This window comes from Aestuariivirga sp. (genome assembly GCF_047600585.1).
In the GTDB taxonomy this organism is placed as follows: domain Bacteria; phylum Pseudomonadota; class Alphaproteobacteria; order Rhizobiales; family Aestuariivirgaceae; genus Aestuariivirga.
Genome location: NZ_JASGKP010000001.1, coordinates 1501056 through 1513837 on the forward strand (window position 1 = coordinate 1501056; position 12782 = coordinate 1513837).

16 protein-coding genes and 1 tRNA gene are annotated in these 12782 nt (G+C 61.9%); 8 read left to right on the forward strand and 9 right to left on the reverse strand.

Annotated features, from left to right (window positions below):
- Position 1 precedes the first annotated feature (1 nt).
- The 7 genes from QM801_RS07320 to fabG all read left to right on the forward strand — a co-directional run bounded on the left by QM801_RS07320 (position 2) and on the right by fabG (position 5526).
- Positions 2–694, forward strand: a complete 693-nt coding sequence (locus QM801_RS07320; protein ID WP_415018550.1) for a cysteine hydrolase family protein — start codon at positions 2–4, stop codon at positions 692–694.
- A 95-nt stretch (positions 695–789) separates the two neighbouring features.
- Positions 790–1953 carry an ABC transporter substrate-binding protein gene (locus QM801_RS07325; RefSeq protein WP_415018551.1) on the forward strand — a complete coding sequence of 388 codons (1164 nt, stop codon included), beginning with the start codon at positions 790–792 and terminating at the stop codon, positions 1951–1953.
- Positions 1954–2021: 68 nt separating this feature from the next.
- On the forward strand, positions 2022–2744 hold the full coding sequence (locus QM801_RS07330; RefSeq protein ID WP_415018552.1) for an ABC transporter ATP-binding protein: 723 nt from the start codon (positions 2022–2024) through the stop codon (positions 2742–2744).
- Entirely contained in the window at positions 2737–3090 is a 354-nt protein-coding gene (locus QM801_RS07335; RefSeq protein WP_415018553.1) for a TOBE domain-containing protein, read from the forward strand. The genes QM801_RS07330 and QM801_RS07335 overlap by 8 nt, the downstream gene beginning before the upstream one ends.
- 4 nt (positions 3091–3094) lie before the next feature.
- The gene (locus QM801_RS07340) at positions 3095–3931 is read left to right on the forward strand and encodes an ABC transporter permease (protein WP_415018554.1); all 837 of its coding nucleotides are present in this window, start codon (positions 3095–3097) and stop codon (positions 3929–3931) included.
- A gap of 3 nt (positions 3932–3934) precedes the next feature.
- The gene (locus QM801_RS07345; RefSeq protein WP_415018555.1) at positions 3935–4759 is read left to right on the forward strand and encodes an ABC transporter permease; all 825 of its coding nucleotides are present in this window, start codon (positions 3935–3937) and stop codon (positions 4757–4759) included.
- Complete coding sequence (fabG, locus tag QM801_RS07350; RefSeq protein WP_415018556.1) at positions 4756–5526, forward strand: 3-oxoacyl-ACP reductase FabG; 771 nt, start codon at positions 4756–4758, stop codon at positions 5524–5526. Before QM801_RS07345 ends, fabG begins: the two co-directional genes overlap by 4 nt.
- A gap of 9 nt (positions 5527–5535) precedes the next feature.
- On the opposite strand, the gene QM801_RS07355 is transcribed toward fabG, so the two are convergent.
- From QM801_RS07355 to QM801_RS07390, 8 genes are read right to left on the reverse strand one after another with little or no spacing between them, the layout of a single operon-like run.
- Complete coding sequence (locus QM801_RS07355) at positions 5536–6546, reverse strand: phosphotransferase enzyme family protein (RefSeq protein ID WP_415018557.1); 1011 nt, start codon at positions 6544–6546, stop codon at positions 5536–5538.
- Positions 6547–6560: 14 nt separating this feature from the next.
- Positions 6561–7214: a microcompartment protein gene (locus tag QM801_RS07360; RefSeq protein WP_415018558.1), complete on the reverse strand. Its 654-nt coding sequence runs from the start codon at positions 7212–7214 to the stop codon at positions 6561–6563.
- 12 nt (positions 7215–7226) lie between these two features.
- A complete protein-coding gene (locus QM801_RS07365; protein WP_415018559.1) occupies positions 7227–7505 on the reverse strand; it encodes a BMC domain-containing protein in 279 nt (92 codons plus the stop codon).
- Between the two features lie 24 nt (positions 7506–7529).
- Complete coding sequence (locus tag QM801_RS07370; protein ID WP_415018560.1) at positions 7530–7784, reverse strand: EutN/CcmL family microcompartment protein; 255 nt, start codon at positions 7782–7784, stop codon at positions 7530–7532.
- A complete protein-coding gene (locus QM801_RS07375) occupies positions 7785–8174 on the reverse strand; it encodes a hypothetical protein (RefSeq protein ID WP_415018561.1) in 390 nt (129 codons plus the stop codon).
- Between the two features lies 1 nt (position 8175).
- Positions 8176–8775 carry a BMC domain-containing protein gene (locus QM801_RS07380; RefSeq protein ID WP_415018562.1) on the reverse strand — a complete coding sequence of 200 codons (600 nt, stop codon included), beginning with the start codon at positions 8773–8775 and terminating at the stop codon, positions 8176–8178.
- Positions 8775–10292: an aldehyde dehydrogenase family protein gene (locus tag QM801_RS07385; protein ID WP_415018563.1), complete on the reverse strand. Its 1518-nt coding sequence runs from the start codon at positions 10290–10292 to the stop codon at positions 8775–8777. The genes QM801_RS07380 and QM801_RS07385 overlap by 1 nt, the downstream gene beginning before the upstream one ends.
- The gene (locus QM801_RS07390; RefSeq protein ID WP_415018564.1) at positions 10292–11575 is read right to left on the reverse strand and encodes an aspartate aminotransferase family protein; all 1284 of its coding nucleotides are present in this window, start codon (positions 11573–11575) and stop codon (positions 10292–10294) included. The genes QM801_RS07385 and QM801_RS07390 overlap by 1 nt, the downstream gene beginning before the upstream one ends.
- A 176-nt stretch (positions 11576–11751) precedes the next feature.
- On the opposite strand from QM801_RS07390, the gene QM801_RS07395 reads away from it, so the two are divergent.
- Positions 11752–12519 carry a DeoR/GlpR family DNA-binding transcription regulator gene (locus QM801_RS07395; protein ID WP_415018565.1) on the forward strand — a complete coding sequence of 256 codons (768 nt, stop codon included), beginning with the start codon at positions 11752–11754 and terminating at the stop codon, positions 12517–12519.
- 169 nt (positions 12520–12688) lie between these two features.
- Here QM801_RS07395 and QM801_RS07400 read toward each other — a convergent pair.
- Positions 12689–12763, reverse strand: a tRNA-Lys gene (locus QM801_RS07400).
- Positions 12764–12782: the final 19 nt, after the last annotated feature.

Below are 12782 nucleotides of genomic sequence, written 5' to 3' on the forward strand. Positions count from 1 at the left end.
CATGCCGTGGAAGACGGATTTCCGTTCGCTTTATTATCTCGGTGCGCCTGAGCCTGAGGATCCGGTCATCATCCCGAAGGAGACGGCGCTCCTCGTCATCGACATCCAGAACACCTATCTCGAGCGGCCGGAGCGCAGCTCTCTGTCACCTGAAGAGCAGGTGCGCTTTGATCTGTGGACACCATTCCACGAGCGCTTGCGGAAGTCGGTCATTCCGGGCACGCGCAAAATGTTGGACTTCGCCCGCCGCCACGGCATCGAATGCCTGTTCGCCCGGATTGCCTGCCACACGAATGATGGCCGTGACCGCTCGCTCTCGCAGAAGATGCCGGGGTGGAACAATCTGCTCCTGCCCAAGAACGAGCAGGCGTCACAGATCGTGCCGGAACTTCAGCCAGTGGCTGATGAAATCACCGTCACCAAGACCACGGACTCGGCTCTGACCGGCACAAATCTGCGGCTGATCCTGCACAACCTGGGCGTCAAGACCGTCATCTGCGCGGGCATTTTCACGGATCAATGCGTCTCATCAACGGTACGAAGCCTGGCCGACGAGAGCTATCAGGTGATCGTTCTGGAAGACTGCTGTGCCGCGGCGACCGATGAGCTTCACCGCAAGGAACTCGAGATCATCAACATGATCTATTGTCACGTCATGTCGTCGGACGAGCTGCAGGCAATCGTGCAAAGCTGATACGCTGCAACCGCATTCCTCTTTACGCTGACGAAAAAATGGTGCTGAATGAGCGCACTGCGGCACATACAAGACACGCAGACAGGGAGAATGTCATGTCGAATGCTCCAATATCCCGTCGTAACTTCATGCAGCAATCCGCTCTCTGGGCCGCCGCCTTCGCAGGCGCCGGCACGATGGGCACCGGGCAGGCGCTTGCGGCCCGGGAAAAAGAACTGAACATCCTGTGCTGGGAGGGTTACAACTCCGCCCAGGTCCTCGATCCGTTCCGCTCCTCGCGTGGAGCCACGGTGAAGGCCGAAAGCCTCACAAACGATCCCACCATGATCAACCGCCTGCGTGCTGGCGAAACCAGCATCTGGGATCTGATCAACGTCAACAATCCCTGGGCCCGCAAGATCATGCTTCCCGAGAAGCTGATCAAGCCGCTCGACCGCGCCAAGTTCGAACCCTTCTTCGAGAAGATGATGCCGGCGTTCAAGCCGCCCTACAAATGGGCGATGGACGACAGTGGCCAGCAGCTCATCGGCATGGCGCAGCGCTTCGGGCCCTACAGCTTCGTGGTCAACACCGACAAGGTGAGCCGCGCCACGGCCGAAGACCAGGGCTGGAACCTGTGGAACGATGCCGGCAATGCTGGCAAGTACGGCATTCTTGAATCGGACGACTGGAACGTTTTCTGCCTGTGCTGCATCGCGGGCTTCGATCCGTTCAAGCCGCACAGCGATGACGAGGTCGCGAAATTCACCGAAACGGCAAAGCGCGTCTTCAAGGGCGCAAAGCTGGTCGGCGACATCGCCGCGATGAACCAGGCGCTGGTGGCGGGCGAAATCGACTTCCACCTCACCGGCGGCACCTATTCCGCTTCGCCGGCCCGCGCCGACGGTCATCCGGAAATCCGTGGCGTCACGCCCAAGTCCGGACCGCTGGAAGGCGGAAAGGGCGGCATCGCCTGGATCGAGATCACCTCGGTGGTCAACAATCCCACGCTCTCGCCGCTGGCGGAAGACTTCCTCGCCTATGTGCAGGCGCCGGATGTGGCCCATACCGTCGCCTTCGCGGAAGGTACGTACAATCCGGTTGCGCAGATGGGCAATCCCGATTGCTACAAGCTCTTCAGCAAGGAAGAACTGGACGCAATCCAGTGGGATTCGCTCGAAGAGGAAATGGGACGTTCCGTCGAGTACGACATCGTTCCGGACTACGACAAGCTGCTCGACATCATGACGGCGGCGAAGCGTGAAGCTTCCGGCGGCTGACCGCGCGACAGCGGACCGCCCCCGCACGCGAGTGCGGGGGCTCTCCTTGTTTGAACAAGCATGACCTGATGACCGACAGCACGCCCATTCTTTCGCTCAAGTCCGTCCGCAAGATGTTCGGCCCCTATGCAGCGGTGGACGACGTCGACATCGACATTTCCGAAGGCGAGTTCTTCACCATCGTCGGTCCTTCCGGCTCCGGCAAGACGACGCTGCTCCGCATGCTGGCCGGCATGGACCAGCCGACCTCCGGCGACATCATGCTGCGGGGCGAGCGCATCAACGACATTCCCGCCAACAAGCGCCCCACCTGCATGGTCTTCCAGTCCCTGGCGCTGTTTCCCCACCGCAGTGTGGGGCAGAACATCGAGTTCCCGCTCAAGATCCGCGGCGAGGAGCCGGAGAAGCGCAAGGCGCGTGCGCTGCAGCTGATGGCGCTGCTGCGCCTTCCTGAGCATTACTACGCGAAGAATGTCATGAAGTGTTCGGGCGGTGAACGGCAGCGCGTGGCGCTGGCCCGGGCACTTGCCTATGATCCGCAGATCCTTTTCTTCGACGAGCCGCTTTCGGCCATCGACTACAAGCTGCGCAAGACGCTCGAAAAGGAACTGAAGGACATCCACCGCGAGACGCGGAAGACCTTCATCTACATCACTCACTCCCTTGAGGAAGCAATGGTGATGAGCGACCGCATCGGCGTCATGCGGGCAGGGAAGCTGGTGCAGGTGGGAACGCCGCATCGAGATCTATACCTCGCCCACCACGCGCTTCGTTTCCGAGTTCGTGGGTGATGTGAACGTGATCCCGGTGACGGTGGGGAAGGGCGGCCGCCTGCAGATGAACGAGAACGGCCGCGAATTGAAGCCGCCGCGGCTGCCCGAGGGTTTCGAGTCAGGCTATCTTGTGGTCCGCCCGGAATACATCCGCTTCCTCGACAAGCGGAGCGATGCCGACAATGCCGTCGAGGGCAAGCTCTACAACGAGTATGCCCTGGGCTCCCGCATCCAGTATCAGGTGCGCGTGGGCGATGCCGTCTTCGTTGTAGAAAAGCTGAGGCAACAGCCGTTCGCAGGCAAGCTCGATGATACCGTCATCATCGGCTGGGATGCGAAGGACGGCATCGTGGTGACGGATTAAGCCAATGTCACCCGGCTTCCGCGCATCGCTTCCGGTGATCATCTTCCTGCTGGCGGGCTTTGCCGCGCCATTGATAGCCGTGACGTGGTTCAGCTTCATGCCGGCTCGGACCTTCGCGTTTTCCGGCGCAGCGACGCTTGAGAATTACCGGACCATCATCGAGAGTACCAGCTACATCTCGTTTCTCTGGTCACTGGCCCTCGCGGCTGTCACCGTCGTCTTGCTGGCCTTCATTGCCTATCCCGTGGCCTACGGGCTCGTCAGGGTCTTCGGCAAGTGGTCGATGCTGGTGACTTTGCTGTTCACCATCCCGCTCTTCGTATCGGAGAACATCCGGCTCTATGGCTGGGTGCTTTTCCTGATCAAGAACGGCGTACTGCTCGGCACGCTCAAATCCCTGTTCGGGATCCAGGCAGAAAGCATGCTGTTCACTCTGCCTGCCATCATTCTCGGCATGGTCTATGTCTATCTCCCCTTCATGCTCTTCCCCATGTCGCTGGGGATCAGCATGGTGCCGCAGGATACGCGTGATGCAGCCGTCGATCTCGGTGCATCGCGCTGGCAGGTGTTCCGCGAAGTGGAACTTCCACTTTCCATGCCGGGCATCCTGATTGGCTGTCTCCTCACCTTCGTGCTCGCCGTTGGCGCCATCGCCGAAGCCAAGGTGCTTGGTGGGCAGCAGATCATTCCCATCACCCACGATATCGAGATCGCCTTCACCTATGCCCAGAACTGGCCCCTGGGCGCGGCGCTGGCGGTATTGCTGATGATCGTGGTCGGCGCGCTGGTGCTGGTGGTGCTGCGCCGCTTCGATCTCGACGAGCTCTTGGGACGGAGGTAGGCAATGCTCAACCGCGCCAGCCGCATCCGCCATTCGCTCATCATCGCCTGGTCCGTGGCGGTGGTGATCTTCCTCTACATACCGACAGTGTGCATCGTGCTCGCGTCGCTGACGGCGAGCCGTTACTTCCAGTTCCCGATCAGCAAATGGGGTCTCGACTGGTGGCACAAGACACTGACCTCGATCGAGGTGCGCCAGCTCCTGTCCACCTCCATCTCGATTGCGCTGCTGGTGACCGTGGTGGCGGTTTTCCTCGCCTTCTTCGGCGCGCTTGCCTTCGCCCGTTATGACTGGAAAGGCCGCTCCATCTACCAGAAGATCATCCTGCTGCCGATTTTCTTTCCCCAGTCTGTGCTCGGGCTTGCCCTGCTGCTCTGGTTCAACACGCTGGGGCTTCCACTCTCGTGGAAGACTGCGATCTTCGCCCATCTCGTCTGGATCGTGCCGGTGGTCACACTCGTCATCTCGATCCAGGTCTACAGTTTCGATCCGGCACTGGAGGAAGCGGCGTATGATCTCGGCGCGTCCCGCTGGCAGGTGCTGAAGGAAGTGACGCTGCCCGTGCTGTTTCCCGGCCTGTTCTCCGGATCGCTTTTCGCCTTCCTGCTGAGCTGGGGGAATTTCCCGCTGTCGCTGTATACGACGGGCGCAGATACGACCGTGCCCGAATATCTCTATGCCAAGATGGTGGCAGGCTATACGCCGGGCGTACCTGTGCTCGGTACGATTTCAACTGTTGGTGCCGTGGTGCTGCTGATCGGCGGCTACGCACTCATTACGCTTTTGCGCCGCTCGCGCGGCAGCGAACAGGGAGGACAAGACGCATGACACAATCACTGAAGGGCCGCTCCGTCGCAGTCACCGGCGGGTCGAAGGGGATCGGAAAGGGCATTGCCCGGGTCTTTGCCAATGCCGGCGCCAAGGTGGGCATCATTGCGCGCAACCAGCAGGCGGCCGAAGCCGCGGCGAAGGAGATCGGCCATGGCGCATTCGGTGTCGCGGGCGATGTGACCTCGAAGGCGTCGATCGAGAAGGCGCTGGCAGAGGTGGCAAAGCGCAATGGCGGCCTCGACGTGCTGTGTGCGAATGCCGGCATATTCCCGCCGGCACGTCTTGAAGAGATGACGGAGGCGCAGTGGGACGAGGTGCAGAACACCAATCTCAAGGGTACTTTCTTGTCGGTGCAGGCGGCGGTTCCTTACCTCAAGCAATCGGACCAGGGACGGATCGTGCTCACCTCGTCGATCACGGGCCCCGTGACCGGATTTCCGGGCTGGACCCACTACGGCTCGACGAAGGCGGGGCAGCTCGGCTTCATGCGCACCGCCTGCCTGGAACTCGCCAAGTATGGCATCACGGTGAACGCGGTGCTGCCCGGCAACATTCTCACCGAGGGGCTGATCGAAATGGGCGAGGCCTATCAGCAATCGATGGCGAGCTCGGTGCCGCTCAAGAAGCTTGGTGTTGTCGATGACATCGGCCACGCCGCGCTCTATTTCGCCTCGAAGGAAGCAAGCTACGTCACCGGACAGACCATCATCGTGGATGGCGGGCAGATTCTGCCCGAGAGCCTTGATGCTCTGGCGCAGGCCTGAACGCCTGCATCAACCGAAGCGGCGGAGATAGTCCTCGCACAGTCCAACGGTGCCTTCCGTGTAGGGCAGCCCCATGGATTTCGCGAGATCGGTCTCGCTGTGGGAACCGATCCACGCCACCAGCAGCAGCCGGCGCAGCATCACGAAGGTGGGAATTTCCGCTTCATCCTCGCGGCTGAGCGGAATGACGCGCCGGTAGCCCTTCTTCCAGCTCTCGATCAGGCCCGGCACCTGCGGTTCATGCTCATAGAAGGAGACGGGCGTGGCGGCGTCATACATGTACCAGCCGAAGCCGCAGTCGTCGAAGTCGATGACCTTCACGTCCTTGCCGTCGATGAGCAGATTGGCGAGGCGAAGGTCGCAATGGATGAGACCGAAGCGATCCTGTGATTTTCCGTAGGCCGCGAGGCGGCGGCCGATCAGATCGACGGTCCGGCCGAAGAGCTTCTGCTTGCTTGCGTCAACGCCCATGCCGTCGCGCCAGCGCCCCCAGTGGGGCTTGTCTTCGCCAAGACTCGTCTCGAAATCCCAGGTGAGACGCTCGAACCATGGCGGACGCGTCCAGTTCCGTGTGTGGAGGTGCATACGGGCGGTCACCTCGCCCAGCACCTCAAAGGGTTCGGCCAGATCTTCGCCGATCCCCGGCTCGGCACCGGTTTCCCAATCGAACAGCACAATGTTGCGCGGGCGCGGCATGGTCGCGTGGCCAAGCTGCTGGATGATCTCGCCGTCGCGGCCCTTGACCGGTGCAGGCGTGGTGACAACGCCGGTGCGGCGCAGGTCCATGAGCCAGGCCAGTTCGGAGGCAATGGCGGTGCGCGAGTGATAACCGTCCCGGTGGATGCGCAGCGCCCAACGGCGGCCATCCGGGGCCTCGACCTTGTAGGTGGCATTCTCGGAGAGATTGACGAGATTGACCTTGAGACCCGCCGGCAGCGCGTAGAGCCCGGTTGCCGCTTCCGCCAGCTCCAGCAAAAGGGGCAACTGCCGATCGTGCGGAAGGGTGTCGAAGTCTGCCACGGCGCTGGTCTCCCTCAGGCTTTTCGCCCTTCGATTCCTGCCAGAAGCAGTTTGATCCCGGCAAGCCCCTTTTCCACATCCGCCGTGGTGCCAGACATGTAGAGGCGGCCCGCGGCGCCGATCATCTGCACATCGACCAGGGTGAGGGCAGGGGCAGTCTTCTCCGCTTCGTTGGCTGCAATTGCTGCATAGAGTGCGGGGACCATCTCCATCACCAGCAGTGTCTCGCCCGGCATGACCATGGAGGCCTGGCGGTTGCGGTTGATGATCACCGCGTGCTGGTCGGCGATGTTCTCGATGACGTCGGCGTAGAGAAGGCGCGGTGCAAGTTGGTCACCCTCCGCGAGGCCAAGACCCGCGAGCACGGCGCGGCCTGCTGCGAGAAGCTTGTCCTTGTCGTTGCCATGGATTTCCAGAATGCCGAACTGCCGCTCGACAAACAGGATGCCAGGTTCGAGGTCAGGGTCTGCCTTCAGGGCGAGATCCATCACGCGCTCGATCATCAGGCCGGGCGCCACCTCGATGATCAGCGCGTGCTGACCCGCATAGGGCGGGTAGCCCCGTGCCCGCGTGGGCGTTCCCATGTAGGCGGCGAACTGCGGCTGCAGCGTGTCCAGCGTCAGGAACACGCGCAACTCGCCTTTGGCCGCCGTCAGCGCGGCGGTCATCGCTGCCACCCGTTACTTGGCGGCCGTGAAGTGCTTCGAGACATCCGCATGGGGACGCGGAATGACATGCACCGAGACAAGCGTGCCCACCTGGCCCGCCACTTCCGAGCCGGCTTCCGTTGCCGCCTTCACGGCACCCACGTCGCCGTTGATGATGACGGCGACAAGGCCGTCGCCCACCTGTTCGCGGCCGATGATGGTGACGTTGGCAGCCTTCACCATGGCATCCGCGGCGGCGAGGGCCGCAACATAACCCTTGGTTTCGATCATTCCGATGGCATTGCTAGACATGTCGTACTCCTTCAGATTTTGGGATCACTTCTTTGTGGCGCTCTCGTCGATGGAGCCGATGATCAGCGCATCGATGGGAGGAGCCTTTCCGGGAAACCAGCCCGCCGCCACGGAGCCCGTGGCCACGATGACCTTCTCTCCTTCGCCGCAGCCCAGCGGATCGAAGGCGAGAAGCCTGGAACTCGATTCATCAACGACCACCTCGAGGATGGAGCCTGCCGGCATTTCGCTGAGCTTCTTGGTGGACCAGATGCGGCCCGTGACTGTTGCCTTGAGCATCTAGCGTCTCCTTTCCAGTTTGAGGCCAAGCTTGCGGGCGCGGTCGCGGGCAAGCGGCGTGATGACGGCATCGGCGGCAAGCACCAGCGTGCCCCCGCCGGCGTGGCGGTCGATGATGGTTTCGGTGATGACACCGCGGAGTTCGGTGCCGCTTCGCGCGGCCTGCAAAGCAGCGGGAGCAGGGGATGCGCTGCCGGCCAGCGTGAAGCGCAGGCGGCCCGCGCGGATTGCATCCTGCTGCTCGAGCACGCGGCGGACGAAGGTAGCAAGGTCGGCGTCCGTCAGGAGACTGACGCGCTCCACCCCCGCGGCAGATTGTGCCTTCGAAGGGACGACTTCCTTCAGGATGTCCCGCACCATCTCTCTCAGCTCGTGTGTGTTCACCGCCATCTCAAATCTCCAGGGCCTGTTCGGCTGCGGTGGCCGCGGCCCGCACTTCCGATTCCGTGCCCGACAGGTAAAGCCGCCCGGTGGCGCCGATCATGCGGTAGTCCACCACCTTGATTGTTGCGGCCTTTTCGGCGGCATTGGCGGCGAGGATGGCATAGGCGGCCGGTTCCGTCTCCAGCACGAACAAGGTTTCGCCAGCGAGGATCATCGAACCGCCCTTGTTGCGGTTGATGAGGAATGCGTGGCCGGGATCAATCTTGGTGATGATCTTGGAGGCGAGAATCTTGGGCTTCATGGCCTGGTCAGGCGAAAGCCCCATCGCATCCAGCACCGCCTCCGCCGCTGCCTTGACGGCGGCAATGTCGCGGGAATGGAACTCCAGATAGCCGAACTGCCGCTCGACCACCAGAATGCCGCCCTGCACGTCGGCGACCTTGAGGGCCACGTCGGTCAGCGGTTCGATGTCGATCCCGGGCGCCACCTCGATGATCTGTGCCGCCATGTTGGTGCGGGGCAGCGAGCCCTTCACCCAGGATCCCATGTAGCACATGGTCTGCGGCTGCAGCTGATCGATGAAGATATGGGACCGGAGTGTTGCCATCACGCTGCCAGGACCGCCTTCAGTTCTTCGAGGATGATCTTGCGCAGTTCAGCGCGGAGTTCATTGTCCGCGTTGCTGACGGCAAGGGAGACCGGCTGGGCCGTGCGTTTGCGCAAATTGAGCGGGTCGAGGCCTGCAAAGTTGCCGAAGCCTTCCGCAGCGTCCTTGTTGTAGGCGATGCGCGTGAACTGCATGAAGGCGTGCGGCGTCAGGTTTTCGCCAAGTGAAGAGCCGCCGGCGAAGCCCGTTCCGATCGTCATGGAGGGCCCGAGGTTTGTTTCAAATCCGGACGCCCCCAGTGAGCAGCCCGCATTGACTGCGACGCGAAGTGCGGGCACCGCAGCCGCGAAAGCCATGATGTTCGCTTCATTGCGCGAGTGGATGGCGGCGGAGTGTCCTTGTCCCGCTGTCCGCATCATCGACCGTGCGGCGGAAATCGCCTGGTCGATGGTGGCGACGCGGGCAAAGGCGAGAACAGGCAGCAGCTTTTCCCGCACCAGCTTTTCTTCCGGCTGGACGAGATCGACCGGTGTCACAAGGATCTTCGCGCCTGGGGCACTGAACCCCGCGGCCCGTGCAATCACCTCGGCATCCTTGCCGATCATCGCTGTGTTGAAGCCTGTTTCGGTGAAAAGCAGGGTTCGCAGCTTGTCGGCTTCGTCCTTGCTGCAGATGTGTGCGCGCTCCGCCTTCATGGCGTCGAGCAGCCTGTCTGCGATGGCATCGAAGGCGAGCACGGCGGATTCATTGGTGCAGAGAATGGAGTTGTCGAAGGTTTTCGAGGCCACGATGCGCTTCGCGGCAAGCTTGATGTCAGCGGTGTCGTCCACCACGGCCGGAGCATTGCCGGGGCCGACCCCGATTGCCGGATTGCCGCTGCGGTAGGCAGCCTTGACAACGGCGGGCCCGCCCGTTGCGACGATGAGATCAATCCGGCTGTCGGACATCAGGTTTTCGATGAGGGGAATGGTGGGCTCTGCGATGACCTGTATGCAGCCATCCGGCGCACCGGCTGCCCGGGCGGCATCGGCCAGTGTCCGCACCGCATCGGCACAGCAGTCCTTCGCCTGGGGATGGGGTGACAGGATGATGGCATTCCGCGTCATCAGGGCCAGCAGGCTCTTGAAGAAGACGGTGGCAACGGGATTGGTGACGGGGACGAGCGCAAAGATGACGCCCGCGGGCCGTGGCAGTTCCACGATCTTGCGCTCGGCATGGATGCGCGGCGCAACGAAATCCTCACCCCGGTAGAGGTCGACGAGGCCGGTGGAACAGGCCTCGTTCTTCATCTTCTTGTGGGCGACGACGCCCATGCCGGTTTCGCGGACGGCCCATTCGGCATACTGCTGGGCCTTGCCATGGCCCGCCTTTGCCGCCGCATCGCTAATGCGGAGAATGGTGGCGCGGTCGAGTTTCTGCAGGCGCGATGCGGCCCAACGGGCCTTGTCCAGCATCATGCGCGCCTGTTCCAGCGCGGCGTCCGGCACTTTCAGCAGGGGTGTCGATGAAGCAGGCATCAGTTCACCTTTTTCCTGGCTTGCAGCAGGTCCCGGGCCCGCGGCATGGCCGCATCGAAGCGGTCCATGATTTCCTGGCACATGTCGACGGAGAGCAGGGCGCCCGGCTTCCATTGCAGGACACGCTTGTCGAGGGAGGAGAAGATGGCCCAGACGCCATTCTCATAGAGGGCGCGCGACACCGCGACGGCGTTCTCGCCGGAGTGGCCGAACTCGAGACCGAGGATGATGCCCTTCTGGCGGACGCCGGTGAAGATGTCGCCATGGCGCTGCACCATCTCGGCCATGCTCTCGCGCATGAAGTCGGTGACGAATTGAACGTTGGACCGCACTTCCGGCCTCTGCAGCATCTCGATGACCTTGTGTGCCACGATGCAGCCGAGTTCCGCGCCGCCCGAGGTCGAGATGTGGGCAGCGCCATCCTCATGCAGCCAGCCGCCAGCCTTCTCATTCACCAGCGCTGCACTGATGGGGTAGAGGCCGCCTGACAATCCCTTGGCCGTCACCATGATGTCCGGCTGTATGCCGTAAGCCTGCCAGCCCCACATTTCACCGGTGCGCATCAGGCCGGTCTGCACCTCGTCGGCGATGTACATGGTGCCATAGCGCGTGCAGAGATCGCGGCAGGCCTTGAGGTATCCTTCCTTCGGCATGGGGAAACCGTAGGTCGCCGGAATGGTTTCCATGATCAGGGCTGCGATGTCGCCGCCCTTCAAGGCCTTCTCCATGGCATCGATGTCGTTGAACGGCACCTGGATGAATTCGCCGGGCTGGTCGGAGAGGAAGATCTTGGTGAAGCGGTCGTCGCCCGTTGCCACCGAGAGGCCGGCGTGGCCGTGATACCCCTTGATGATCGAGACGATCTTGCGCCGCTTGGTGGCATAGCGCGCCGACTTGAGAGCAATGTCGACAGCCTCCGCACCGCCCGGCGCGAAGACCGCATAGGCCATTCCGGGCGAGACCTTGATCAGGGCTTCCGAAAGGGCGGAGCGCGCCACCGAGGGGAACCAATGGTTGCCGATGTCGAAGTAATCGAGGGCGCCCTTGAGTGTCTCAACCAGTTCCGGATGGCGGTGGCCGAAATTGTAGGTGCCGCCATTGAGGTGGAGGTCGATCAGCCTGCGGCCCGACATGTCGTAGAGGCAGTAACCCTCCCGGCGGTCGATGACGAGGTCCACGCCGACCGACTGCCAGAACTTCGTCTTGTCGGGATTCCAGAACTTGATCGCCTTTTCGAAGAGCTCCTGCTTCGAGCCGAAGCGAAAGTGGCCATAATCAAACATGTGGCAAATCCAACATCATATGACTGTATGTGGTCGTCTTATGATGCAAACACAACTCTTTTCTGTTGTCAAGCACTCGAAAACTGAGGGGTTTGAATCAGTGGACTTGGCAAGTTGGTCATGGTTTGTTTAGACTGCTGGGTTAGGTAGGTGGGGGTACAAGGGCGGAAAAGACCATGAAGGTATCGAAATCCGACAGGCAGGCGCGCATCGTGGCTGAACTCAGGGCTGCGCCGGCCTTGCGCGTGAACGACCTTGCCGAGAAGCTCGACGTCTCCACCGAGACCGTGCGGCGCGACCTCACCGAGCTCAGTGAACGGGGATTGATCAACCGCACCTACGGCGGCGCCACGCGTCCGCTTAGTCTCGAGCCTGCGATCGCCGAGCGCGAGCAGATGATGGTGGCTGAACGGGAGCGCATCGCCAACGCCGCCGTGGCGCTTGTTGAAGACAACGACATCCTGATGATTGGCGGCGGAGCAACCACGCTGCATTTTGCCCGCCGTCTTTCAGCCGAGCGCAATCATCTGACCATCATCACGCATGCGTTCTCCATTGCCGTGGCGCTCGCGTCCAACCCCCTCCACAAAGTCCTCATGCTTCCCGGGCAATATGACGGCCGGGAAGGGCTGATCAGCGGACCGGACACGATTGATGCGCTTCAAAAGTACCGCGCCTCAAAGGCCTTTCTGGGCGCCAGCGGCCTGACTGTCGAAGGGCCGAGCGACGCCGGTGTTGGGCCTGGTCTCATCTATGGGGCCATGATGCGGCGCTCGTCCGAAACGGTGATCCTGGCAGACAACACGAAGTTTGGCAGATCGTCCCTCGCCGTATACGGCACATGGTCCGAAAATGTCCTGCTGGTGACGGATCAGACGCCGGAAAGAGGACTCGCCGATGTTCTGGAAGAATCGGGCACGGAGATCATCGTCGCGCACGCCTAGTGCCTGCGAGAAGGTCTCAGAACTGGAAGAATGTGATGTCCAGAAGTTGCCGTCGCCCCTGGGAGTTGCCAGGTTTCTGTTGAATGGATTGTGGGTGGCGTTTGCCGGAAGTCATCATTCGCCGGCGCAAACATGCCGGTGAAACGTCGAATCATATCTTCGATTTGATTGGTGAGCCCGTCGGGGATCGAACCCGAGACCCTCTGATTAAAAGTCAGATGCTCTACCGCTGAGCTACGGGCCCGACCGGCGCAGAATCCGGA